Source organism: Rhizobium sp. Root149 (genome assembly GCF_001427345.1).
GTDB classification, from domain to species: domain Bacteria; phylum Pseudomonadota; class Alphaproteobacteria; order Rhizobiales; family Rhizobiaceae; genus Neorhizobium; species Neorhizobium rhizoryzae.
In genome coordinates, this window is the sequence record NZ_LMGD01000001.1 from 121,989 (window position 1) to 147,761 (window position 25,773).

General features: G+C 57.4%; 21 protein-coding genes. 10 read left to right on the forward strand and 11 right to left on the reverse strand.

Annotated elements, in window-relative coordinates; all coding sequences use genetic code 11:
- Positions 1-137 precede the first annotated feature (137 nt).
- From ASD54_RS00595 to ASD54_RS00605, 3 genes are all read right to left on the reverse strand, one after another.
- Positions 138-1,472 carry a L,D-transpeptidase family protein gene (locus tag ASD54_RS00595; protein ID WP_062552674.1) on the reverse strand — a complete coding sequence of 445 codons (1,335 nt, stop codon included), beginning with the start codon at positions 1,470-1,472 and terminating at the stop codon, positions 138-140.
- 341 nt (positions 1,473-1,813) lie between these two features.
- The gene (locus ASD54_RS00600; RefSeq protein ID WP_183898020.1) at positions 1,814-2,326 is read right to left on the reverse strand and encodes a winged helix DNA-binding protein; all 513 of its coding nucleotides are present in this window, start codon (positions 2,324-2,326) and stop codon (positions 1,814-1,816) included.
- A 233-nt stretch (positions 2,327-2,559) separates the two neighbouring features.
- Positions 2,560-3,000 (reverse strand): DUF6163 family protein, encoded by a 441-nt coding sequence (locus tag ASD54_RS00605; RefSeq protein ID WP_062552676.1) that lies wholly within the window; start codon positions 2,998-3,000, stop codon positions 2,560-2,562.
- Positions 3,001-3,116: 116 nt separating this feature from the next.
- On the opposite strand from ASD54_RS00605, the gene hemB reads away from it, so the two are divergent.
- The 3 genes from hemB to ASD54_RS00620 all read left to right on the forward strand — a co-directional run bounded on the left by hemB (position 3,117) and on the right by ASD54_RS00620 (position 5,544).
- Complete coding sequence (hemB, locus tag ASD54_RS00610) at positions 3,117-4,130, forward strand: porphobilinogen synthase (protein WP_062552677.1); 1,014 nt, start codon at positions 3,117-3,119, stop codon at positions 4,128-4,130.
- 79 nt (positions 4,131-4,209) lie between these two features.
- Complete coding sequence (locus tag ASD54_RS00615; protein WP_062552678.1) at positions 4,210-4,668, forward strand: RDD family protein; 459 nt, start codon at positions 4,210-4,212, stop codon at positions 4,666-4,668.
- Between the two features lie 114 nt (positions 4,669-4,782).
- Positions 4,783-5,544, forward strand: coding sequence for an arginyltransferase (locus tag ASD54_RS00620; RefSeq protein ID WP_062552679.1), 762 nt, complete (start codon positions 4,783-4,785; stop codon positions 5,542-5,544).
- An 89-nt stretch (positions 5,545-5,633) separates the two neighbouring features.
- Here ASD54_RS00620 and parC read toward each other — a convergent pair whose 3' ends face one another.
- On the reverse strand, positions 5,634-7,895 hold the full coding sequence (gene parC, locus ASD54_RS00625) for a DNA topoisomerase IV subunit A (RefSeq protein WP_062552680.1): 2,262 nt from the start codon (positions 7,893-7,895) through the stop codon (positions 5,634-5,636).
- A gap of 184 nt (positions 7,896-8,079) precedes the next feature.
- Between parC and ASD54_RS00630 the strand changes: the two genes are divergently transcribed.
- A complete protein-coding gene (locus ASD54_RS00630) occupies positions 8,080-9,270 on the forward strand; it encodes a hypothetical protein (protein ID WP_062552681.1) in 1,191 nt (396 codons plus the stop codon).
- Between the two features lie 63 nt (positions 9,271-9,333).
- Here the strand turns inward: ASD54_RS00630 and ASD54_RS00635 are convergent, their stop codons facing one another.
- The 5 genes from ASD54_RS00635 to ASD54_RS00655 all read right to left on the reverse strand — a co-directional run bounded on the left by ASD54_RS00635 (position 9,334) and on the right by ASD54_RS00655 (position 15,317).
- Entirely contained in the window at positions 9,334-11,427 is a 2,094-nt protein-coding gene (locus ASD54_RS00635; RefSeq protein WP_062552682.1) for a bifunctional diguanylate cyclase/phosphodiesterase, read from the reverse strand.
- Between the two features lie 25 nt (positions 11,428-11,452).
- Positions 11,453-12,097, reverse strand: coding sequence for a glutathione S-transferase family protein (locus ASD54_RS00640; protein WP_062552683.1), 645 nt, complete (start codon positions 12,095-12,097; stop codon positions 11,453-11,455).
- A 198-nt stretch (positions 12,098-12,295) separates the two neighbouring features.
- Positions 12,296-12,619, reverse strand: a complete 324-nt coding sequence (locus tag ASD54_RS00645; protein ID WP_062552684.1) for a DUF1236 domain-containing protein — start codon at positions 12,617-12,619, stop codon at positions 12,296-12,298.
- 141 nt (positions 12,620-12,760) lie between these two features.
- Positions 12,761-14,551, reverse strand: a complete 1,791-nt coding sequence (gene aspS / locus ASD54_RS00650) for an aspartate--tRNA ligase (protein ID WP_062552685.1) — start codon at positions 14,549-14,551, stop codon at positions 12,761-12,763.
- Between the two features lie 163 nt (positions 14,552-14,714).
- Complete coding sequence (locus ASD54_RS00655) at positions 14,715-15,317, reverse strand: TetR/AcrR family transcriptional regulator (protein ID WP_062552686.1); 603 nt, start codon at positions 15,315-15,317, stop codon at positions 14,715-14,717.
- A gap of 101 nt (positions 15,318-15,418) precedes the next feature.
- Between ASD54_RS00655 and ASD54_RS00660 the strand changes: the two genes are divergently transcribed.
- The 6 genes from ASD54_RS00660 (at position 15,419) to ASD54_RS00685 (ending at position 22,050) form a co-directional block, all read left to right on the forward strand.
- Positions 15,419-15,850: an ABA4-like family protein gene (locus tag ASD54_RS00660; RefSeq protein WP_062552687.1), complete on the forward strand. Its 432-nt coding sequence runs from the start codon at positions 15,419-15,421 to the stop codon at positions 15,848-15,850.
- Between the two features lie 3 nt (positions 15,851-15,853).
- Positions 15,854-16,699, forward strand: coding sequence for a hypothetical protein (locus ASD54_RS00665; RefSeq protein WP_062552688.1), 846 nt, complete (start codon positions 15,854-15,856; stop codon positions 16,697-16,699).
- 149 nt (positions 16,700-16,848) lie between these two features.
- Positions 16,849-18,096, forward strand: coding sequence for an MFS transporter (locus ASD54_RS00670; RefSeq protein ID WP_062552689.1), 1,248 nt, complete (start codon positions 16,849-16,851; stop codon positions 18,094-18,096).
- Between the two features lie 87 nt (positions 18,097-18,183).
- On the forward strand, positions 18,184-19,590 hold the full coding sequence (locus ASD54_RS00675; protein WP_062552690.1) for a multicopper oxidase family protein: 1,407 nt from the start codon (positions 18,184-18,186) through the stop codon (positions 19,588-19,590).
- Positions 19,591-19,734: 144 nt separating this feature from the next.
- Positions 19,735-20,886 carry a ribonuclease D gene (rnd, locus tag ASD54_RS00680; RefSeq protein WP_062552691.1) on the forward strand — a complete coding sequence of 384 codons (1,152 nt, stop codon included), beginning with the start codon at positions 19,735-19,737 and terminating at the stop codon, positions 20,884-20,886.
- 102 nt (positions 20,887-20,988) lie between these two features.
- Positions 20,989-22,050, forward strand: coding sequence for an adenylate/guanylate cyclase domain-containing protein (locus ASD54_RS00685; protein WP_244484620.1), 1,062 nt, complete (start codon positions 20,989-20,991; stop codon positions 22,048-22,050).
- 9 nt (positions 22,051-22,059) lie between these two features.
- Here the strand turns inward: ASD54_RS00685 and ppx are convergent, their stop codons facing one another.
- Positions 22,060-23,580 (reverse strand): exopolyphosphatase, encoded by a 1,521-nt coding sequence (gene ppx / locus ASD54_RS00690; protein ID WP_062552693.1) that lies wholly within the window; start codon positions 23,578-23,580, stop codon positions 22,060-22,062.
- Between the two features lie 6 nt (positions 23,581-23,586).
- Positions 23,587-25,767: an RNA degradosome polyphosphate kinase gene (locus tag ASD54_RS00695; protein ID WP_244484645.1), complete on the reverse strand. Its 2,181-nt coding sequence runs from the start codon at positions 25,765-25,767 to the stop codon at positions 23,587-23,589.
- Positions 25,768-25,773: the final 6 nt, after the last annotated feature.

The window sequence follows — 25,773 nt, forward strand, 5'->3', positions numbered from 1 at the left end:
AATTCCCTTTATCCGGGAAATCAGATGGATGTCTCGAATGCAAGAGCCAATCTCGATAATGAAAGTGATGAGGCGACAAATGAAAAAGGCCGGCCTCGCGAGGAGGTCGGCCTTCCAGGTCTGACAAATCCAAATGTTTACTGCTGCGGCAGCATGTCCTGTTCGATCGAGCCGGGATTTTGCTCGGTACCGGTCTTGGTCTGCAGTGCAAGTTCAGTTGCACCATCACGCTGGTAGATATCGTCGCGGAACTGAACGACACCATCCCTTGCGGACCAGGCAGTGATGTAGACAAAATAGACCGGAACTTCCTGTGCCAGCTTGATCGGCGTATTTTCGCCCGTTGCGATAACCCGCTCGATTTCCTGACGGCTCCACGGCGCCGTATCGCGAAGCAGCCAGGTCACGAGATCTCGCACGTTCTGGACACGAACGCAGCCGGACGATTCAAACCGCATCAGCTTGTTGAACAACCCCTGCTGCGGGGTGTCATGCATGTACTCGCCGTTCTTGTTGTGGAAGTTGATTTTCGTCGAGGCCATGGCGTTGATCTTGCCCGGGTCCTGACGGAACATCAGGTTTGGTGCCTTCGGCGCATTCCAGTCAACCGTTTCCGGCGCGACTTCCTGGCCCCTTCCGTCGAACAAACGGATGTTGTTGCGCTTCAGGTAGGTCGGATCCTTGCGCATCAACGGCACGATATCCTTCTCGACAATCGAGCGGGGAGCCGTCCAGTAAGGGTTGAGAATGACTTCGTAGATCTTGGAATTCACAAGATGGGTCGGGCGGTCGATACGGCCGACGATGGCTGTATTGCGCAGAACGACGCGATCCGATTCGACTGCCTCGATATAGGCCGCCGGAATGTTCACCATGACATGGCGAATGCCGAGATCGCCCGCCATCGACTGAACGCGAACAAGGTTCGTCTGAAGCTGCATGAGGCGCGTTTCTGCCGGCACGTTCAACGCCTTCAGCGTGAACTCACCTAGGACGCCGTCCGCCGGCAGACCATGGCGAACCTGGAAACGCTTGACGGCGCTGTCGACATAGGAATCAAACGAGGTGGACATACCGGCGTTGCGCGCCAGATCACCAGAGATCATGAGGCGCTGACGAAGCTGCTGCACAGCCGGATCGGCATTACCGATTCGCAAGCCCGCCTGCCCGGGCGTTACCCGAGGCCAGCCACCGTTGGAGACGATGCCCTGATATTCGCCAATCGCCTGCTGGATGTAACCCGGCGCCTGTGACCCGAGAACGGGATTGTTGGAAACAACATTGACCGTTGCGCGCGAAGCAGCGCTGGCGTCGAACTGATCGTCCCATGCGCCGCGGCGAGGAGCGGAAATGATGTCCTGAAGCGCGTCCTGAGCCAGAACCGGCGCAGCCACCGCAGCGGCTCCAAGTGAGACTGCCGACCGCAGGAGCGATCTGCGCGAGATAAGTTCGAAGTTGTTCTTGTTCGACATCACTCAATCCATCTAACCCGACAGCACAGCGTCAATGCCTATACCGGATATGGTTAATAAAGCGTCGTGGAGATTAGGCTGTCCCGAATATCCACGTTCTTCATGGCGCTGGGAGCCTCTGGAAGGAGAGGACAAGTTGCGCCACAACACTTGTTTCGCGGTCCCATAGCAATATGGCCAATTCTTGTCAGGAGCGTTTCGGTCACAGCGGTGTGTAAAATTCGTGACCATATAGACCCAGAAAGCACGAAAACCGGACGCGCTGGGCACGTCCGGTTTTCGAAGTGGAGGTCGTCTGTGGTGTGGCAGGCCAGTCCGGTGGATCGGACTGTAGAGCCTCATCACATGCGATAGGCGATGGTGTCGTTCCAGAAGCGATCGAGGCGCTGGAGCAGCTTGTTCATCTGGACGAACTCAGGCTCGCCGATACCGCCCACCTTTTCGATGGAGCCGATGTGGCGCTCGTAGAGCTTGCCAACAACTTCTGCGATTTCCTGTCCGCTTTTGGTCAGGCTGATACGAACCGAGCGACGGTCGATACGCGAACGCTGATGGTTGATGAAGCCGAGGTCGACCAGCTTCTTGACGTTGTAGGAAACGTTGGAGCCAAGATAGTAGCCGCGAGAGCGAAGTTCACCGGCGGTCAGTTCCGAGTTGCCGATGTTGAAGAGGAGGAGCGCTTGGACGGCGTTGATATCGTCGCGTCCCTGACGATCGAACTCGTCCTTGATCACATCGAGCAGGCGGCGATGCAGGCGCTCGACGAGGTGCAGGGATTCCATGTAAAGATTGCGAATAGTTTCTTCATGACTGTCGGCTGCTGCAGTTGCCTGCGGCTTGATCTGGTTGTTCAACATGTCTGCCTCACTGTTTTGTTTGGCGGTGTTGGTTTTTCTTCCCGCCTTGTGAGTGACACTATCGAATGCTCATAAAATTCGACTTAAAACACAGGGCTAATGAAACCCTAACGCATCTTTTCCCCAGCTCGACCGATTGGCCCCACCCATGCCGGAATAATAAATTCTGCTTTTTATTCAGTCGCTTACGTTTAAATTTTTAGCCAAATCCAGCCGCAAAAGCTTGAAAATCAGGGTAAATCAATCCTTACCCGCTCCTCGAACTTCCGCTTTTCTTCCACCCAAAGCGCGATCCGGAACAGGATATACAGCGCAGCAACGAGTCCATGGAGCAGCGGAACAACGAGATTGCGGCCAAAGATTTCGGGCCAGACCTGATACATGAGGATCTGCGTACCGGCACCGATGACCCAGAGCACCGGTCCCCAGGAAGTCGCCATCCATAGACCGAGCGATGCAACCGGAAAGACGACAGCCAGCGCCGAGCCTGCAACACGCCAGGGCAGCGTGAGGAGATCGAACCTGGCACGCCCACCGAAGGAGTAGCCGACCAGCATGCTCCAATACTGGAGACCAAACCACAGGCACACAACAGCGATGCCGCGCAGGAACACGACAAATAGAATTTCAGCGATACTGCGCTTCGGCGAGGCGGGTGAATCAATCTCCATCCATGCAGAATAGCCGCGTTGGGTGCTCCATGCCAGAGCGTGCTCCCCTGCCCCTCGCCTTCAACCGGCTCACATGGTAGGCCATGCACCATAATTGAAATGCAATGAGGTCAGCCATGAGCAACAAGACGCATCTTGTCGATGAGATCACCGGCCACCGTCGCATGCGACGCAACCGAAAGGCGGACTGGACGCGCAGGCTGACGCAAGAAAACCGGGTGACGGTCGATGATCTGATCTGGCCGATTTTCATCGTACCGGGGACAAACATCGTTGATCCGATCAAGGCGATGCCGGGCGTCAACCGTATGAGTGTCGACAAGGCGGTGGAAGCGCTACGCGAGGCAGCCGAGCTTGGTATTCCGGCTGTTGCCCCTTTCCCCGACATCGAAATGGAAAAGCGGGATCCCACAGGCTCGCAGATCCTTGAGCGGGACAATCTCATCAATCAGTTCACCCGCGCCGTCAAACAGGCCATTCCGAACCTCGGCATCATCACGGATGTGGCGCTCGATCCCTTCACCAGCCACGGACATGATGGAATTCTTCGCGACGGCGTCATCATCAATGATGAGACGGTGGATCAGGTGTCCCGCGCAGCGATCATGCAGGCCGATGCCGGAGCCGACATCATCGCGCCGTCGGAAATGATGGATGGACGGATTGGAGCAATTCGCCGCGCACTCGATGCGGCAGGGCATCAGGATGTCGGCATCATGTCCTACGCCACCAAGTTTTCGTCCGGCTTTTACGGCCCTTACCGCGAGGCCATCAACACCGGCGGTCTGCTGAAGGGCGACAAGAACAGCTATTACATCAATCCGGCCAATGGCACCGAGGCCCTGCGCGACGCCGCACTCGATGTAGAAGAAGGCGCGGATATGCTGATGGTGAAGCCCGGGCTTGCCTATCTCGATATCTGCTGGCGCATGAAGGAAGCCTTCGGCCTCCCGACCTATGCCTATCAGGTTTCCGGTGAATATACGCAGATCAAGGCCGCTGCTATGAATGGCTGGATCGATGGCGAGCGCATCATGATGGAGACCTTGCTCTGCTTCAAACGCGCGGGCTGTGACGGGATCCTGACGTATTTCGCGATCGAGGTCGCCAGAAAGCTGGCGCGGAGCTAAAGTCCCCTTCAGCGAAGCCATATTGTAGAGTTCATCAAGGCTTCCCATATCTCATTTACTGAACTGAGGGAGACTATTGATGTCGTTGGATAACAGCACTGTCGTTGCCGCACCGGAAGATTGGCGCGCCTATCGCGGCGTGCTGTCTCGCCGGATCTTTGCCTTCGTGATCGATTACATGCTGGTTCTGCTTCTCTGCATTCCGGCGGCGATCGTGGTCTTTTTCCTCGGCATCATCACGCTCGGACTTGGCTTCTTCCTCTATCCGGCTCTCTTCGTCATCGTCGCGCTGATTTATTTCGGCATGACGCTTGGTGGTCGCTCGCAGGCGAGCCCCGGCATGCGGGCAGCAGGCATCGCGATGATGCGGGTCGATGGTCGTCGCCTGGATTTCCTGACGGCAGTCGTTCATATGGTGCTCTTCTGGATCTTGAACTCGATCCTCACCCCGCTGATACTCTTGGCTGGCCTTTTCACGGATCGCTCACGTTTGGTGCACGACATGCTGCTCGGAACGGTGGTCGTGCGAACGGTTTGATCGCGTCAAGTTGCGCGGCTTCTGTTGACCTTTTGGGAAGTTGCGCCATGCTATTGATTCAGGCTCGGAAGGCATGTGTGCCGACTGGATGTTAGCAAAGGTCAAGCTCTACGCATGAATACCCAGGCAACGCCATCTCCTCAGTTCTATCTGACGGCACCGGCAGCCTGCCCGTATCTTGCGGGCGAGATGGAACGCAAGGTCTTCACTCACCTTGTTGGTCCTCGCGCCGCCGAGATGAACGACCTTTTGACACAGGGCGGGTTTCGCCGCTCTCAGAACATTGCCTACCGTCCGGCCTGCGAGGGATGCCGGGCCTGTGTTTCGGTTCGGATTCTGGCGAACGAGTTCGAGCCAAACCGAACCATGCGCAAGGTATTGGGTGCGAACCGCGATCTGGTGGGGACGATGGTCCCGACCCAACCTTCTACCGAACAGTTCACCCTTTTCCGGGAATATCTCGATAGCCGCCATCAGCGCGGCGGCATGTCGGATATGTCGGCGCTCGACTATGCGATCATGGTGGAAGACACCCATGTCAACACGCGCCTTGTTGAGTATCGCCGTCGCGTGCCGGGCCAAGGCATCGGAGACAAGCCGCAAGGGGAACTCATCGGCGTGGCGCTGACCGATCTGATGAGCGATGGCCTTTCCATGGTCTACTCTTTCTTCAAGCCGGACATGGAGAAGCGATCACTCGGCACTTTCATCATTCTCGATCACATCAATCGGACCCGGCAGTTGGGCCTGCCCCACGTCTATCTCGGCTACTGGGTAAAGGGTTCTGCAAAGATGCATTACAAGACGCGCTACCAGCCGCAGGAGCATCTGACTCCGAGAGGCTGGGAACGGTATGATTTAGGAAATGATAACTAAACATGCTCGCTCGCGCTGTCGCGCCCGGCGAGATCGATGCAGACGGTGCGGCACGCTTACTGCGCGATCACACCGTCTCCTATCCTTGATCAGCCGCTGAACTTTCCGCTACGCGGGAAGCCCTTCGGCACGGAGCGGCCAGCGGTTGCACGGTCACCGAGCCATTCAAGCAGTTCGTCCTTGTTCTTGGAGAACACCCGCCCGGCACTATCTTCCCAGGTCAGACCCTCAGCAATGGCAAAGCATTTGATGTCGGAAATACCGCCGTCCTTGTAGCGCTGCAGACGCACGCCCTTGCCGCGGTTCATTTCCGGCAGTTGCGTCATCGGGAACACCAGCAGTTTCCGGTTTTCTCCCACGATCGCCACATGATCACCCGCCACGGTGATCACCAGCTTTGCCTCGTCAGGCATGGAAACATTCATGACCTGCTTGCCCTTGCGGGTATTTGCCACGAGTTCGGTTTCCGGCACGATGAACCCATTGCCAGCCGTCGAGGCCAGCAGAAGCTTGCGCGATGGGTCGTGCACGAAGGCCGTCAGAACATCCTGGTCGTTTTCCATATCGACCATGATGCGGATCGGTTCGCCATGGCCACGTCCACCGGGCAGCTTGTCGGCTCCCAGCGTATAGGCCTTGCCTCCGGTGGTCAGGAGCAGGATCTTGTCGGTCGTCTGCGCGGGGAAAGCGATCTTGAATCCATCACCTTCCTTGAACGTCAGACCGGACGTATCGCCGATATGACCCTTCAGCGCACGAATCCAGCCCTTCTGGGAAATGACGACCGTAATCGGCTCCTTCTCGATCATGGCCTGCTGGATGGCTTCGATATCGGCCTCCGGCGCGTCCGCAAACTGGGTCAGGCGTGCAAACGGCTTTCCCTTGCCCTTGGCAAAGTTCTTGCGAACATCCTGAATCTCATGCTCGATCACTTTCCACTGCTTGTCGTCGGAGGCAAGCAGGGCGTCAATATCGGCCTTCTCCTTCGTGAGTTCATCGAACTCCTTGCGGATCTCGAATTCCTCCAGCTTGCGCAGATTGCGCAGGCGCATGTTCAGGATGGCCTCGACTTGCACGTCGGTCAGCTGCCATTTGGCAACCATCACCGGCTTCGGCTCATCCTCCTCGCGAATGATGCGGATTACTTCATCCAGATTGAGGTAGGCGATCAACAGACCGCCGAGGATTTCCAGCCGACGCTCAATGGCAGCCAGGCGGAAACGCGAACGGCGGATCAGCACGTCCTTTCGGTGCTGCAGCCACTCCAGCAGAACCTCGTTCAAGGCCATCACCTTCGGCACCTTGCCCATGGACAGCACGTTCATGTTCAGCGGGAACCGACTTTCCAGTTCCGTCAGGCGGAAGAGTGATTCCATGAGAAGCGTCGCATCGACGGTGCGGTTCTTTGGCACCAGCACGACGCGGATGTCCTCGGCCGATTCGTCGCGCACGTCTTCCAGCAGCGGAAGCTTGCGGGCGATGAGAAGCTCCGCGATCTTTTCAATCAGCCTGGACTTCTGAACCTGAAATGGAATTTCCGTGATGATGATCTGATAGCCGCCACGGCCCAGATCCTCGGTTTCCCATTTCGCACGGACGCGGAAACCACCGCGACCAGTCTTGTAGGCATCAATGATCGACTCCCGACCATCAATGATGACACCCCCGGTCGGGAAATCCGGTCCTGGCACGAACTCGACCAGCTTTTCAACCGGCGCATCCGGATGCTTGATGAGATGCAGAGCCGCGTCACAGAGTTCATGTGCGTTGTGAGGGGGTATGGATGTTGCCATGCCCACCGCGATTCCCGATGCGCCATTGGCCAGAAGGTTTGGGAAAGCGCCCGGCAGAACGGTCGGCTCTTCGTCTTCCTCGTTGTAGGTGGCACGAAAATCGACGGCGTCCTGATCGACGCCTTCCAGCAGCAGAGCCGCTACTTCGGTCATGCGGGCTTCGGTGTATCGATAGGCAGCAGCGCTGTCGCCATCGATATTGCCGAAGTTCCCCTGTCCGTCGACCACGGGGTAACGCTGCGAAAAATCCTGCGCCAGGCGAACCAGCGCATCATAGACCGACTGGTCGCCATGCGGATGGAACTTACCGATCACATCGCCGACGATACGGGCGCACTTCTTGAATGCGGAATTGGGCCTGATCCCCATCTCGCTCATGGCATGGATAATGCGGCGATGCACCGGCTTCAGGCCGTCACGCACATCCGGAAGCGCGCGGTGCATAATCGTTGACAAAGCGTAGGCGAGATAACGCTCCTCAAGGGCGGCCTTCAGGTCCACCGGCAGAATGTTATCGCCGCCATCGTCGTCGGGCGGAGGTGTCAGATTTTTTCCCATGGCCCTTGACTATCGGAAACCCTGATTCCCGGCAACAAAGCGATGCAATCGGCCTGTGGATGAGCACGCAGCAGCGATAGGTCGACCGCTGTCCTGTGTGCCCCATGGACCTTTTGAGCGGAGCGCATATAAAGGGCGGGAATCAGAGTTCAGTTTGCCATGCCGACCGCTGGAGGATCGCTTGATGCTGCATATTCGTTCCAAACAAATTCTTTCCGTCGGGGCTGCATTGTGGCTTGTCAGTTCTCCTGCGTTTGCCCTCGACGGCGCCGACCTCATGAAGAAGTTGACCGCCGGCTTCAATCTTCAGCCCGGCAACATCACTCCAGCGTCCGTTGACATCAACGGCTCCAACGTGACCCTGAAGGGTGTGACCGTCGGCGATACCAAGGGTGGCTCGCGTCTGAATATCGGCGACGTGCAACTGACCGGCGTGAAAGATGCCAAGGGCGGCGGCTACACCGTTGAAAAGATGACGTTCGCCAACATCAACGCCAGCGAAGACAAGACCAAGATCACCGCAAAGGATCTCTACTTCGCAGGCCTCTACATTCCTGGCAATGCCAATGGTGACACCATTGATTCCCTGATGGTCTATGACGAAGCGCACAGCGGTCCGGTTGAGGTAACAGTTGACGGGAAGCAGGTCGTTGCTGTCGCAGAATCCAAAGTGACGACCGAACGCTCGGACGACAATTCCAGCCTGAGCTTCAGCGCCTCTGTCGATGGCGTGAAGGTCGATCTCTCTACCGTTGACGATGCCAATGCCAAGGCGACCATTGAAAGCCTTGGCCTGACCAAGATCGATGGTACGATCACTATGGAAGGCGAATGGGAAGTTGGCCCCGGAACGATCGACATCACGGAATATGCCTTCGATTTCGCCAATATCGGTCGTCTCGATATGACGTTCAGCCTGTCCGGTTATACGCCGAGCTTCCTCAAGTCGCTGCGCGATACGACCGCGGCCATGGAAGCCAACCCGAACAAGGAAGCTGCCCAGCAGGCTGCGGGCCTTGCCATGCTTGGCCTTCTCCAGCAGTTGACCTTCAACAGCGCGCAGATCAGCTTCTCGGACGACGGTATCACCAAGAGATCCCTGAACTATGCAGGCAAGAGCCAGAATGTTTCAGGCGAACAAATGGCGATGATGCTCAAGGGAATGGTGCCGCTGGCAATGGCCCAGGCGAACCTGCCCAAGCTCCAGAACGCTGTTTCCAGCGCAGTCAATGCCTACCTCGACAATCCGCAGAACATCACGATCACGGCAGAACCTGCCAATCCGGTTCCGCTTCCCATGATCATTGGCGCAGCGCAGGCGGCTCCGAACTCGCTCCCGGACATGCTGGGCGTTTCGATCTCAGCCAACGATTGAGCGTCACGCAATCTTCCGAGCCTCACTGGCGCCGATTGCTGATCGGCGCCATTTTTTAATTCTCTAAATCCCGGCAGCGACAAAGTGGTCTTGCTCGACCGAAATGTCCGCAAACCGCAGATTGCTGTTGCGGGCGAGTTTTTCCGCGCAAGCTGCCGGAAGCGGCGCTCCGTAAAGGTAACCTTGCAGTTCGTGGACGCCATGGGATCGCACCCATTCAGCGACGGTTTCGTTTTCGATACCCTCTGCGACAATCGTCACCTGCATGAGTTTGCACATCGCAATGACGAGGCTGACCATTTCCTCATTTTTTGGAAGTTGTGAGACCAGACTTCGGTCGATCTTGATGCAATCGACCGCCAGCTCGTTCAGTCGGGCGATATTGGAATAGCCAGTCCCGAAATCGTCGATCGCGATCCGGACGCCCAGCTCTCTGATCCTGTTGAGATTCTCTTGGATGATGGGATCACTGTCGGAGAAGAGTGTCTCGGTCAATTCCAGCTCCAGGCGCTCCGGTGGGCAGGAATGCCGGTTGAGGCAGGCTTCGACGACGGCGCTGAAGTCTGTTTCGCAAAGTTGACGGAGGGACAGGTTGACGGAAATCGTCAGGTCTATCCCATTGCGCATCCATTTCTCGCGCTGCTCGACGGCCTGTTCCAGAACGATCGTCCCGATCTGGTTGATGAGGCCAGCCTTTTCCGCAAGAGGTATAAAGGTCGACGGTGGCACCATCCCGAGCTTCGGATGTTTCCATCGTGCCAACGCCTCCATACCGATGATGCTTCCATCGACGGCGCTGACACGAGGTTGGTAGAACGGAACGATCTGCCCATATCGAAGGCCGTCGCGAAGGCCGGTCAGCAGTTCGATTTCCTCTTCTCGAGCCCGGCTGAGAGCTTCGTTGTAGACGAAGACCTGGTTCCTGCCTGCGGCCTTCGCCTGGTACATGGCAAGATCTGCCCGGCGCATCAGCGTCTGGATATCGGTTCCGTGATCGGGGTAATGTGCAATTCCGATGCTTGGCGTCACCACGATCTGGTGCCGGTCGCTTTCGACGGAAATCGCCAGTTTGTCCAGCACCCGGTCTGCGATCAACTTCACCCGGCATGGCATGTCGTTGTGCTGAAATAGCAAGAACAGGAATTCATCGCCTGCCAGACGCACGACAATGTCGTCTTCGCTGCAGATTTCACGCAGCCGACGCGCGACATCCCGCAGCAGGTTATCTCCCTGGAGATGCCCCAGCGTATCGTTGACTGTCTTGAACTGATCAAGATCAATGAAAAGCAGGCTGATGCGCGAACCCGTAAGCTCTGCCTTGGTTGTCAGTTCCTCAAAGCGAATCGGCAGGCTCAGTCGATTGAACAGGCCCGTCAGGGGGTCATGATGCGCAAGCTTCTGCGCCAGCGCTTCAGCTTCCTTGAGTTCGGTGACGTCCGATTCGCTGAGGATGAGGGAGGGCGAGCCTGACACCGGGTCGAAGCAGGAACGCGCAATGAGTTCATGCCAGCGCTTTCCCTGAGCTGTGTAGACTTCAGCGATCAGCCTTGCCTCACCACCACCATTCAATCGTTGCAACAGGGATTCAAAGTCTTGCGGATTGACGAAACGATCACTGAGCGAGCCATACCGGATATCGAAATCAGCTCTGGCAGCCGGATTGCAATAAAGAGTTCTCCCTTCAATCGTATGCAGAGAGATCATGAGATGGGTGTGGAGGAGAACGTCGGCACTACGGATAGCCTCCGGCACCAGGCTCATTTCGTCCCGCCCCTCGCAGAGCATGGCCATGCGTCCATCAGGCAGACGGAAGCCACTGAAGCGGACCTGTAGCGGGCGTGGGACGCCACGCGGGTACAGCGTCCACATTTCGGTGAAAACGGCATCCTTGTCGATGAAGTCCGTCTGATACTGAAGCAGGCGGCGAGACACTGCGGGCGACATATTGTCTTTCATGCGCCGGGCGCGCAGTTCCTCAAGGTTGATGGCGGCCCAGATTTCCAGCGCCATCTCATTGCCCCAGACAACACGTCCTTCATCAATGTCGAAAATCCAGACCGCGGTTGAAAGCCGATCCAGCAAATCGCCGCCCTGCCAGACAACGGGCTGCTCTTCGGGCTGAAGCGTCACTCTTTCCGCTACACTCACCTTGGGCATCCAGCGTCCTCCCCGCTATATTCATTCAGACGAGGCCCTGTGAGAACGGGCGCGCAGTGGTGCAGAGTTCGGCCAACGGTCGGAACCGGGGCGTGGAGGAAACGCGGCCGATCCACCGCTGAACGGCTGGGAATTCGGCCATGTCTATTCCTGCTTCGTGTGCCACGTGCACATAGCCAAAGACAGCGATGTCCGTGATTCCGTAGCGCTCTCCCAGCATAAAGCTGCTGTTACCCAGATGAGCCTCCAGGCTAGAGAGGCCGCTTCTGGCTTTTTCCAACCAGACGGCAATATCGGCCTCCCTGCCCTGCCCAAGCTGCGGAGCAATGAAGGTGAGAAAACGGGCAGGTGAAATGAACGGCTCCAATTTGGACTGCTCGAAGAACATCCACTGCAGACTGCGGGCTCGTTCGACAGCCGTATCCGGCATGAGGTCGGAACCGTCTGCAATCAACCAAAGCATCGCATTCGATTCACCGATCCCAACGCCACTCTTGGTGACGAGGTAAGGCACCTGTCCACGGCTGTTTATTCGCAGATAGGCATCCGAACGATGCTCGCCACCCAAGAGGTTCAATTCGATGATATCCAGCTGATACCCGCAATAGGAAGCTGCAAGATAAGGTTTGATGCAGTTTCCAGATCCCTTGGTGACGTAAAGATAATCCATAAGCTCTCCAACCCAGATTAATACAATGACTATGTATTAAATCTGTTGAGATTTCGTTGAAGAGATTAAGTTCATTCGAAATACAAATCAGCTATCGATATACGAATACTACTCACATTACATAATAAATTTATGATTTATTAAATATAAGTTTGTCTCGGCGTGAACCCAACTCGGTTCACGCCGGGAGCTTCTCGTTCAATCAAGAACTTGGATGACACGACGCGTGCCCGGATCGACAACCACACGGCGCTCGTTCACGACTGTGTAGGCATAGTCATTATACCCATCGACCACATGCACATCGACATCCTGCGGCAGCACGCGCCCGACCAGAACGTCGCCTTGATAGGAAACGGACGGGACGCTCTGTTGCATGACGTAAGTCCGTACCTGCGCGGGCATTTCGCGAACGACGACCGCGCCTGGCGGAGGCGGTTCGGATACGATCACGGTGGATTGCGCAAAGGCCGCAGTCGACATGAAAAGGGTCGCAGATGCGACAATCATCGACTTCAACATTCCAATTCTCCCTGTGTTTGTTCTGCCAGACAACACCGGGATGGTGACTTGGTTCCCTCGCGATGGACCCATCGGCGGATAAACAAAAACGCCGCCGCTTTCTGCAAGCGGCGGCGTTGAAGACGATAATCAGCCTGAAGATCAGTCTTTCTTCTGCGGCGGGATGACGCGCAGCGAAAGCTCGCGAAGCTGTGTCGGGGTTGCTTCCGACGGTGCATTCATCAGAAGATCCTGGGCCTGCTGATTCATCGGGAACAGCGTGATTTCGCGCAGGTTCTTCGCGCCCACCAGAAGCATGACGACGCGGTCGATACCGAAGGCACAACCACCGTGTGGAGGCGCACCATACTGGAATGCGCGGTACATGCCGCCAAAGCGCTCTTCGACGTCGGCCTTGGAGAGACCAACCAGTTCGAAGGCCTTGACCATCAGATCCGGCGACTGGTTACGGATCGAGCCCGAGGCGATCTCGAAGCCGTTGCAGACGGCATCGTACTGATAGGCCTTGATCGTCAGAGGATCCTGGTTTTCGAGAGCATCCAATCCGCCCTGCGGCATCGAGAACGGGTTGTGAGCGAAATCGATCTTCTTGTCTTCTTCGTTGTATTCGAAGAACGGGAAGTCGACGATCCAGCAGAACTCGTAGCGATCGCGATCAACGAGGTTCAGTTCCTCGCCTGCGCGCGTGCGGGCTTCACCAGCAAACTTGTAGAACTTGGCAGGATCGCCCGCCACGAAGAAGCAGGCGTCACCAGCTTCCAGTCCAAGCTGCGTGCGAACTGCTTCGGTGCGCTCTTCGCCGATGTTCTTTGCGAGCGGACCGGAACCGGCGATCTTGCCGTCCTCTTCCTTCCAGAAAATGTAACCGAGACCCGGCTGGCCCTGCGCCTGCGCCCAGGCATTCATGCGGTCGCAGAAAGCGCGGCTTCCGCCGGTCTTCGCCGGAATTGCCCAGACTTCGACCTTCGGGTTCGACGCAATCATGTTCGCGAAGACCTTGAAGCCTGAGCCAGCGAAATGCTCGGTGACAGCCTGCATGGTGATGGGGTTGCGCAGATCCGGCTTGTCAGAGCCGTATTTGCGGATCGCTTCATCATAAGGAATGCGTGGCCAGTTCTTTGTTACAGGCTTGCCCTCGGCGAATTGTTCGAACACCGCCGTCATCATCGGCTCCATCGTGCCCCAGACATCTTCCTGGGTGACGAAGCTCATCTCGACGTCGAGCTGGTAGAATTCGCCCGGCAGACGGTCTGCGCGCGGATCCTCATCGCGGAAGCAAGGCGCGATCTGGAAGTAGCGGTCGAAGCCAGCCACCATCAGAAGCTGCTTGTACTGTTGCGGCGCCTGCGGCAGGGCAAAGAACTTGCCGGGGTGAATACGGCTCGGCACCAGGAAGTCTCGCGCACCTTCAGGCGAAGAGGCCGTGAGGATAGGCGTCGAATACTCGGCAAATCCGGAAGACGTCATACCGGACCGCATGGCCGCAATGATCTGGGTCCGCTTGACGATGTTCTTGTGCAGCGTTTCGCGGCGCAGATCGAGGAAGCGATACTTCAGGCGAACATCTTCCGGGTATTCCGGCTCACCGAAGACCGGCAGCGGCAGTTCCTTGGCAGCCGACAGAACCTCGATCTCCTTGGCATAGAGCTCGATTTCGCCCGTTGGCATGTTCTTGTTGACGGTTTCGTCGGTGCGGGCCTTGACCACGCCATCGATACGAATGACCCATTCGCCGCGAACGGTCTCGGCGACCTTGAAGGCCGGGCTATCGGGATCGGCGACCACTTGGGTCATGCCATAATGGTCGCGAAGGTCGATAAACAGAACGCCGCCGTGGTCACGAACACGGTGGACCCAGCCGGAGAGGCGAACGGTCGCGCCGACATCGGACTTCCTGAGAGCGGCACAGGTGTGGCTGCGATAAGGGTGCATTTCAAAATCCTGGAATCGGGTAAGCCAGCTCGAAACACAGATTCCGGCCAGCGTTTAAAATCGGGCGGAAAAGCGCATGGTGCGCCAGATTTGTCAAGCAGAAGTGCCATTCAACGCAGAAAGGCGGGCCTTTATCCTCTGCGCGGTCGCGACTCAGACGAGGTTACTCCGGCAGGAGAAACTGCACGAGATCCAGAGGCGGAACCGGGGAAAGGTCTGCGCAGGCGCTATCCCGCGCAATCTTTTGATCAATCAGAAGGTGTGCGTAACCATGGGCGTGAGCCCAGACTAGATGTTCGACGGAAAGTCTGCCCTCGACGCCTGTCAGACCCAGGCGTTCAGCCACAGAACGGGAAACTTCCGCCAGCACATCGCGCGCGCCCTGCCCTGCTTCGCCGAGAACCGGATCGTCCCAATCCAGCCTGTTCTTATTGAACATCAGCCGGAAAAGATGAGGATTCGACGCGGCAAAGGCCGTGTAACCCCGCAGGGCAGCACGGAGTTGCTCGGCAGCAGTGGGCGCGGCCGTTGACATCTCGCTTGTCATTGACAGTCGGAACGCCTTGAAGCCCTCCGCAGCCAGAGCGTTCAATAAATGACGCAGGCTTGGGAAATGATGCTCCGGCGCAGCATGAGACACGCCCACCCGGGCCGCCAGCTTGCGCAATGACAATTCCTCAAGCCCCAGTTCCTCCAGCAGGGCTAGGCCATTCTCGATGAGCGCCTGCCGCAGATCCCCATGATGATACGCTTTTTGTCTCGCCATTCCACCTTCTTACCGCTGAAGCACAGGGCGTGTCAAAATAATCTTGACATTGCCAAGTTTGGCCTCATGCTTAATCTTGTCACCGTCAAGATGAGGCGCTCATGCACGTAGATACCGTATTTTCACTTGCCAGCAGCGTTGCTTTGGGTGGCTGGCTGCTGCTCATTTTTGCGCCCCGATGGCCAGCACTGGTCGCTTTCATCCGGTCAGGCTTGATCGGGGCGCTGTCGCTCACCTATGCGGTCCTGGTCTTCGTCTATTTCTTTCGGGTTGAAGATGGCGGGTTCGGCTCGATTGCCGAAGTCCGCGCTCTGTTTCTGAGCGATGCGGTGCTGACGGCCGGCTGGGTGCACTACCTTGCCTTCGATCTCTTCGTGGGCACCTGGATCGCTATCGAAGCCGACAGGCGTGGCTTTAACCGGCTGCTGCAGGGGCCTCTGCTTGTTGCCACTTTCATGTTCGGTCCACTCGGCCTTCTGCTCTTCTCCATCACCCGCGCCAGCGAGGCGGCGCTGACGCTCCGAAAGGTCTGACCGATGACGATAGGCTTTGACGACAGCATTTCACCTGCCCTCTCACGCAACATCCAGAGCTCGGCAGACAAGACACGGCGTTTGCTGATCGTCAGCATCGGGCTGCAACTGGGACTCGCTGTTCCCAGTCTGGTCGCCCTCGTCATCGACGACCGGCTGATCAATGAGATCAGTGTCTGGATCAAGCCGCTCAAATTTCAGGCGTCGCTCATCGTCATGCTTGGAACGCTGCTTTTGCTGCTGCCGCTGATCGAAAGACGTGTCCGTGAAGGCCGTGGCGTCTGGCTTGCATGCATGGTCGCCGCCGCCACAGCAACCGGTGAGATTGCCTACATCACGCTGCAGGCTGCGCGTGGCCGCGCCTCCCATTTCAACACAGCCACGGCGACGGAGGCCCTTGCCTATAGCCTGATGGGCGTGGGTGCCGCCCTGCTTGTTCTCTCAAGCCTGGTCATCGGAATTTACATCCTTCGTCGCCCGGATCGCTCCGTCCAGGCGGGCCTGCGGCTTGGGGCTGGCTGGGGATTGATTCTGGGCAGCATCCTGACCTTGATTACGGCATTCGTTCTCGGGAGCGGCCAGATTGCCGGACCCGGTCACTGGGTAGGCGGAATTCGCAGCGATGCAGGCGGCCTTCTTCTGCTCGGCTGGTCGCGAACCGGTGGCGATCTGCGCGTTCCGCACTTCTTCGCAACGCACATCATGCAGGCTCTGCCGATTCTGGGGCTGCTGGCGGATTGTCTTGTTGCGCAGCACGCTCGCTGGATGATTCTCGGCGGTGCTCTAGTATCGATCGCGGTTGTGGTCATGACCTTTGTTCAAGCTCTCAGCGGTCAGCCGTTCCTTTGAGATGAGACTTATCGAGCCGCAATCATCAGTTCCCGTGATGGATCGATCTAAGCTCTGAACTATCTTCCGCCTCAAGGCGTGGCTAAAACAGTGGAACGACGCATGGGAATGGCCCCTCGCTCGTCAAGCACAGCAGATGGCCTCAAACCATGTCCACCATACGCCCGCTGATCCCCCTGCTCGTCACTGCCGGCATATTGATTGGCGGCAATGGCCTGCAAGGGACCTATATTGCGCTTCGCGGGTCCGCCGAGGGCTTTTCACCATCAACGATTGGAATGATCGGTGCTGCCTACAGCATCGGGTTTGCCATCGGTTGCCTCTATGTGACCCGCATCCTGCGATCCATCGGGCATATTCGCAGCTTCGCGGCCATGGCGGCCATCACGGCAAGCTGCAGCATTCTCATGCCGCTCTTTATCGAGCCCGGTTTCTGGATGCTGATGCGGTTTATCATCGGCATTGCGGTGGCCAGTCTCTTCGCCGTCATCGAAAGCTGGATCAATGCCAAGGTCACCAATGCCAATCGGGCCAGGACTCTTTCCGTCTATCGCCTGGTCGATCTGTCATCGGTAACGCTTGCCCAATATCTTATTCCTGCCATCGGCGTCGAAGGTCCGGTCATCTTCTCGCTGGTGGCAATTGCGATGGCAATGTCACTGGTTCCCATCTCGGTTGCAGACCGCTCGCACCCCTCTCCACCGGAAGCGATCAACTATGATATTCGCGCCGTCTGGCGGATCTCGCCGCTATCCGTGGTCGGCGTCATCGCGGTGGGCCTCGCCATGGCGGCCTTCCGCAATATCGGACCGATCTACGCCCAGGATATCGGCATGAGCGTCACAGGGATTGCCACCTTCATGAGCGCGGGCATCATCGGCGGTGTCGTTCTGCAATATCCCCTCGGCCTTTATTCCGACAGGCTGGACCGTCGAAAGGTTATCATCTGGGCCACGATCGGAACGATCCTCACAGGCGGATACCTTTCATTCGTCGCTGGCCTTGACCAGACCGCGAACATCATCGGCATCTTCGTCTATGGTGCCTTTGCCATGCCGCTTTACTCCCTTTGCTCGGCCCATGCGAACGATCACGCAAAGCCGGGCGAGCACGCTCTGGTTTCCGCAGGGCTTCTCTTCTTCTGGTCTATCGGGGCGACCATCGGGCCGCTGCTTGCATCGCTTCTGCTGCAGTTCATCGGACCCAAGGTGTTCTTCATCTACACCTCGTTCATCTTCACCGGGTTCCTTGCCTATACATTCCTGAGAATGAGAACCCGGCCCGCCATTCCGCCAGAACAAAGGCCGGGTCGCTTTCGAGCCCTGCTGAGAACGTCGGCCTATTTCAACAAGCTCGCTGGCACACCCGATGACGAGCGCCGGCCACCCCGGACGTGAGCACTGCGTCACTCTGCCCGCGTCAGCTCATTGATGATTTGCGCACTCATGTTTAAAAGGCGGCGACAAGAAGCAGGACGCGCCACCATGATCCGGATGAACCGCAGGAACGTGCTGAAAGCTGGGCTTGGCATCGCGGCCTATGGAACGGGGCTGGGTGCTGCGATAGTTTCCAGCAGAACAGCGAACGCCGCCAATGAAATCGAACTGGAGGCCGTGAACGCCAAAGCTCTGCTGGACGGTCAGCATCTGACTGATGGCGTTATGACCTACCGCTCCCTTGGCGAGCCGGATGCGTTGATGCCGCCGACTTTGCGCGCAAAGCGGGGTGAAGCCTTTTCCGCGAAGCTCGTGAACCGTCTCAATGAACCAACGACCATTCACTGGCATGGCCTGCGCATCGAGAACCGGATGGACGGCGTTCCCTTTCTGACCCAACCCTATGTCTATACGGGCGACAGCTTCGACTATCGGTTTGCGGCACCGGATGCGGGCACCTTCTGGTACCACCCCCACTGCAATACACTGACGCAGATGGGTCGCGGCATGACAGGAATGCTGATCGTCGAGGACCCGAAAGACCCGCAATTCGATGCGGAAATCGCACTCAATCTGCGGGACTGGCGGCTTGGGGCAAAGGGAGAGTTCATCGAGCAGTTCAAGCCGCGCGACGCCGCGCGAAACGGCACATTCGGCACTGTGAGGGGAGCGAACTGGCAGGTCCAGCCTGCCTATGAGGCGCCATCGGGCGGAATTTTAAGACTGCGGCTTGTTGCGAGTGACGTGACGCGCATCTACCAGCTTCGGCTGGAGGGTGCTGATGCCGAGGTGATTGCCATAGACGGCCAACCGGTGCCGAACCGCTTCCGACTGGAAACGGCGGTCATCGGGCCCGGTCAGCGTCTCGACCTTGCGCTGCGTATGCCGGATGTCGAAGGCAGTGTCGTGTCGCTCCTGGACACGCGCCCTTCCACCGCAAAAACTGTTGCGACCTTCCAGGCCATCGGCCAAAGCCTCAAGCACCGGCTCGAGGAGCTGCCACCTCTCTCAGCCAATCCATGGCAGGAGCCTGATCTCAAGAATGCAGAGCAGATACCGCTGATCCTCAGCGCTACGGCAGAAGGTGGCGCAAAGGAATCCTTCTGCGGCTCGCTTGGATATACGTTCTGGGCTATCAATCGTGTGCCTTGGCCTGGGGACAGCGTCGATCCGACCGCGCCGCTTGCGGAGCTGAAACTGGGCAAGAGCTATATCTTCAATCTGGAAAACCTGACGCCGCACATCCATCCGATCCATCTGCACGGAATGAACTTCCAGGTCGTCGCTTCCAATATGAGACAGGTTCCGCCCCTGATCACCGATACCTATCTCGCCATGCCAGACGAGAAGGTACAACTATCGCTAGTTGCCGACAATCCGGGTGACTGGGTCCTGCATTGCCACATCATCGAGCATCAGAAGAGCGGAATGACATCTTACGTTAGGGTCACCTGAATTTTGTACATTGTTGCCGTCTGGACGACAAAGCAGCGGATAATACCGGGGGTTGATCCATCGCAACGGTCCTTCTGTTGACTTTGGCTGACGAAAGGAGAAGGAAGGTAGAACGTTTATTCTCAACTCCTGCCGACGAAGCTGATGATCGATACGACAATTGCCCTTGAGGAAGCCTGCCGAACACTTGCCCGCTCGCAATTCGTGACCGTTGACACGGAGTTCCTGCGTGAAACGACCTTCTGGCCAGAGCTGTGCCTCATACAAATGGCAGGCCCGGATCTTGAAGTCATCGTCGATCCACTCGCCAAGGGTTTGGACCTCAAGCCTTTTTTCGAGCTGATGGCAAATCCGGAAGTCGTGAAGGTCTTTCATGCCGCACGTCAGGATCTGGAAATCGTCTACCATCTCGGAAATCTGATACCGCATCCCATTTTCGACACGCAGGTCGCCGCAATGGTCTGCGGCTTTGGCGACTCGATCTCCTACGACCAGCTCGTACAGCGGATCAAGAATGTGCAGATCGACAAGTCGTCTCGTTTCACGGACTGGAGCAGGCGCCCTCTTTCGGATAAGCAGCTGGACTATGCACTGGCCGATGTAACCCATCTGCGTGATGTCTATCTCTTCCTCAAGAACAAGCTGGAAGCGGAAGGTCGTACAACCTGGGTGAGTGAGGAGATGGCGGTTCTGGAATCGCCTGAAACCTACGACATGCATCCGGATGATGCGTGGCTGCGTCTGCGATCGCGTCTGCGCAAACCGCAGGAACTGGCGGTTTTGAAATATGTCGCCGCGTGGAGAGAACGCGAAGCGCGCAGCCGCAATGTTCCTCGCTCCCGGGTGCTCAAGGATGACGCGATTTTCGAAATTGCCCAGCAACAGCCAAAGGACGTGGATGCGCTGGGCCGATTGCGCACGATCCCGAAAGGCTGGGAGCGCTCTTCCTCCGGCACTTCGATCCTGTCTGCGGTGAACGAGGCTTTGAGCCTGCCGCGATCGGACATGCCACAGGCCGCAAAGCACACGCATGTTCCTGAAGGCGCACAGTCTGCCGTAGAACTATTGAAGGTGTTGTTGCGGCTGGTTTCGGAGAAGCACGGCGTTGCCGCCAAGGTTCTCGCCAGCAGCGACGATCTTGACAAGATTGCGACCGATGGCGCGTCAGCAGATGTGCCTGCTCTCCAGGGCTGGCGCAAGGATCTCTTCGGGGATCCCGCTCTCAAGCTGATCTCGGGCGAGGTTGCGCTTCGCTTCGTAGACAAGCGGGTCGAGGCGGTCGAGCTGGGACCATGAACCGGAGTTCATGGGTTTCCGTGAGGCTCATTCATCTGTCCTTGAGTGAGGAATAGTAAAGGCCATCATCTGAAACCTGCAGCCGGAAACTTGGCGGAAGTCATGCAGAGACCGACAAGGAAGCGCCTCGCAACGCCAAGCGGCAGGGCTGTCATGCCCCTCTCGCGATGGATCCTGCTCTGCCTGTTTGTCGCGCTTACGGGCGTGCTTTACATGGTGCTGTTTACGGACAGCAAAGCCTACTACATCGGTGCGATCTACGCTCTCGCGTGCAGCCTTCCACTCATTCTCTTCGAATCCGGCCGGCTACTGCCAGGCCTTCACGCACGCATACAGAAGCTTTCCACACCGGCCTACTTCGGCAGCACACTGCTTGCCTATCTGGTTTTGACGGGAACGGGTTTTGGCATCGCAGGCGCCAGTTTGAAGCTTTTGGGTCTTGCTGATGCCGAGTGGCGCGATGTCCTTATCCTCAGACTGACAAGCTTTCTCTACACGATGGCCTTCTTCTTCGTGGGGATCACACTGTTGCGGATCAGGCAGTTGCTGGGCCGGGAGGTGTTTTCCAGCCTCATTACGGGTCGCTATAGAAAGCCTCTGAAAGAGGAACGCATCTTTCTCTTTATCGATGTCGTCGGTTCGACGAGCTACGCGCGTGAGTTCGGCGATCTGCGGGCGCAGGAATTTCTGGGAGAAATCTTCGCAAGTTTTGCAGAACATGTGCGGGCTCATGATGGAGAGATAGACGATTATGTTGGCGATTGCGCCATCATCACATGGCGTTTGAAAGCGGGCATAGACGGGGCGCGCTGCGTCTCATGTCTCTGCGCGATCCTGAGCGAATTGGAAAGCAATAAGGACTGGTGGATTCAACAGTTTGGCAGGGCGCCGAAAATTTGTGCGGCTCTCCATGGCGGCACTGTGGTTACCGCCGCAATCGGTCTATTTCACCAGAAAATCACGTATTTCGGCGATGTCGTGAATACGACGGCGCGCATAGAGGGCCTCTGCAAGACCCTTGGAGAACCTGTTCTGATATCAGCCGAGCTGTTGGGCCGCATGAAGCTTCCAGACAATGTGACCGCCCATGCTTGCGGCGCGCATACGATCAAAGGTCATGATGCTCCCCTTACCGTCTTCGCGCTGAGACAGCCAACCGCCTGAAATCGCGGACTATTCGAAGACGAATGCGAGACGACGGCCCGTCAGCTTCGCCAGTTGCTGGAGACGCCCATCCAGACGCTCGCCCGCGAAGTTGATGTATTCGTGGGGGACGACCAGTTCCAGATCCAGATCCGGCTGATTGGATTTGCGGAAATACAGGTGGTTGACGACGCCCGGCATGGACGCCGAGAAGAGGTAGACCACGCGAAGCAGCCCGCCCAGAAGTTTGGCAAGGCCCAGCAATCGCGGCGTGGCAATCTGCGCCAGAGGCTCCGTTGCGCCATCGTCATGCAGACCTTCGAAGCGGTAGTAATTCGCCAACGCGAGATAGGCGCGCCCCGGATGCGTGATACCCACCAGTGACGAATGCGCGATCAGGTTAAGAGCCTGAAGCCCGCGATAATCCGGATGAGCACGCCAGCTGATATCCGCCAGAAGGCATGCGGCTCTCCGGTAACGGCTTTCCTCTTCCGTTTCATCGATCCCGAAGGAGGGCACCATACGACCGGTCCACTCCGCCAGTTCGCGTGCATGCTCCGGCGAACGGGCGCGCAGGATGGCCAACTGATCGGAAGCTATCAGAAGCGGATCCTCCGCCTGCTCCTCCTTGGGCAGTTGGGCATAGAGATAGCCTTCGCGCACGCCTTGAGCGGAGAAGATCACGCGCGCCGGCTTCATGACGCTCAGCACTTCCTGCATCGCAACTGCACCAAATGGCAGAAGCGCCCTGCGGTTTTTGGAAACCGATTGCCAAGCCGGATCCTTGCTGTCCTTCGAAAGCACGACCTGCTCAAGAAAGTTCTGGATCTCGTCGAAACGCAACTCATACCCTTGCATCATGTGCAGTGGGTAATGCGTCATCTCCATGTGCAGCTTGGCAATGTTGCGCCAGGTTCCGCCGACAGCGTAGAAGGTGCGCCCTGCCCCTTTCGCGAGAAGGGCGGCATCCTTCACATGTCCTTTCGCAAGACTGCGTGCCTTCGCAAGCGATCCACCGGATACTTCGGAAAGGCGCAGACCACCGAGCGGCAGGGTGATGCCCTTGCCGACCTTTCCGGCCTCGATGTCTATGAGCTCCAGCGAACCGCCGCCCAGATCGCCGACAATTCCATCAACTTCACTAAAGCCGCTAATGACACCGAGGGCCGAGTAGAGAGCTTCCTCTTCGCCGGACAGCACCTGGACGGGATGGCTGAGGATGCGCTCCGCCTCTTCAATAAACGCAGGTCCATTGCTCGCTTCACGGGCTGCAGCTGTCGCCAGGATGAAAATACGCTTTGCCTGCGCCTGATCCGAAAGCGCACGAAAACGACGCAGCGCATTGAGCGCGCGTTCAACCGCCTGTTCGTCCATCTTTCCGGTAAGGCCGATGCCCTTGCCGAGACCGCAGAGAACCTTCTCATTGAAGAGAACGGCAGGTGCGCGAGACAAGCCTTCGTAGACCACGAGGCGAACAGAGTTGGACCCAATATCCACCACGGAAACAGGAGCGCTTCCGGGGAGACGCCCCTGTGCATCAGATCGTACCATAAAGCCCTATTTCTTACGTCCGGACATGATGCCCGCGATGAGTTTTGGCGCGCTTGACTTCAATGCTTCACCCCGGCCCGAAAGGCTCGGATTGGTCATGAAATAGTGTTGCGCGTTGAAAGGTTCCTCACCTTTGCGTGCTTCAATCCTGCGCGATGTTCCGTCGGGCAGTATCTCGTAGCTCTGTTGGTTGTCAATCAGGTTGCCCAGCATGATCTGTGAAAGGACTTGCTCATGCACTGTAGGGTTAAGAAGCGGGACCAGCGTTTCGACCCTTCGGTCAAGATTGCGCGGCATCATGTCGGCTGACCCGATATAGACCAGCGCCCTTTCAGAAGGCAGGCCCTGGCCATTGCCAAAACAGAAGATGCGGCTGTGCTCGAGGAAGCGACCGACAATCGATTTCACGCGAATATTTTCCGAGAGACCTTCGACCTGTGGCCGAAGGCAGCAGATGCCGCGTACCACGAGATCCACTTCGACGCCTGCCCTGCTGGCGCGATAGAGCGCGTCGATAATGTCCGGATCGACCAACGAGTTCATCTTCATCCAGATCGCCGCAGGACGTCCTTCAGTGGCATGGACGATCTCTTCCTCGATGTGCTTCAGGATTCGGGGCCGCAATGTATAGGGCGAAACCGCCAGCTTCATGCTTTCTTCCGGCTCGCCATAGCCGGTGATGAAATTGAAGACATTGGCCATGTCATGCGCAATTTTCGGATTGCACGTGAAGAACGAAAGATCCGTGTAGATTTTGGCGGTGACAGGGTGGTAATTGCCGGTGCCAAGGTGGCAGTAGGTACGCAGCTTGCCATCTTCGCGACGCACGACCATTGACATCTTCGCATGCGTCTTCAATTCGATGAAACCGAACACGACCTGCACGCCTGCACGCTCCAGGTCACGCGCCCAGCGAATGTTGGCCTCTTCATCAAAGCGCGCCTTGAGCTCGACGAGCGCGGTGACGGACTTGCCCATTTCGGCGGCATCGATCAGGGCGCGGACAATCGGGCTGTCGTTCGAGGTACGATACAGCGTCTGCTTTATCGCAAGCACGTCCGGATCTCTCGCTGCCTGCAACAGGAACTGCACGACGACATCGAAGCTTTCATAGGGGTGATGAACCACCATGTCCTTTTCGCGAATGGCGGCAAAGCAATCGCCCGCGTGTTCGCGCACACGCTCCGGGAAGCGGGCGTTGTAGGGCTCAAACCGCAGATCATCACGTGGTGCCTTGGTGATTTCTGACAGGGTATTAAGCGCCAGCAATCCGGGCAGAACGGCAATACGGTTATCCGGCACGCCAAGCTCCTGCACCACGAACTGGCGCAGCGATGCGGGCATTTCGCTATCCGTTTCGATCCGGATGACCTTGCCACGGCGGCGGCGCTTCAGCGCCGTCTCGAAGAAGCGGACAAGATCTTCGGCCTCTTCCTCGACTTCGATATCGCTGTCGCGAATGATGCGGAATGTACCGGCGCCCTTTACCTCATAGCCCGGGAACAGGCGGTCGATGAACATGCTCACGACATCTTCGAGAGTGATGTAGCGGATCGTCGCCCCCTCATCCGGCAGACGGATGAACCGATCCAGCGTCGGCGGCAGACGCAGCAGGCCCGTCATCGGTTCGCGACCACTCTTGCTATCCAGCTGCAGGCCCATGGAGAAGCCGAGGTTCGGGATGAACGGGAACGGATGGGCCGGATCAATGGAAAGCGGCGTCAGGATCGGGAAAAGATTATCCTCGAAATCGGTTGCCAGCCAGCTTCGGTCCTCGTCGGACAGGGCGGCTGGCCGCACGATCAGGATGTCTTCCTTGGCCAGATATTGTTGCAGAACGGCGAGAGACGCCTGCTGCTCCATCTGAAGATTGTCGATTTCCTTCAGGATATCCTCGAGCTGTTCCGCGGGAGTCTTTCCATCAGGGCTGCGAACGACGATACCCTGACGCACCTGCCCTTCCAGGCCCGCGACGCGGACCATGAAGAACTCGTCGAGATTGGCCGCAGAGATTGACAGGAAACGGACCCGTTCCAGAAGCGGATGGGCTGTATTCAAGGTTTCCTCGAGAACACGCCGATTGAACTGCAACCACGAAAATTCTCGGTTGATAAACCTCTCAGGGCTGCTCAGCAGGTCGATGCCCGGTGCCTCCGCAACAGGCGGCAGCACATTGGTTTCCGACATCTGATC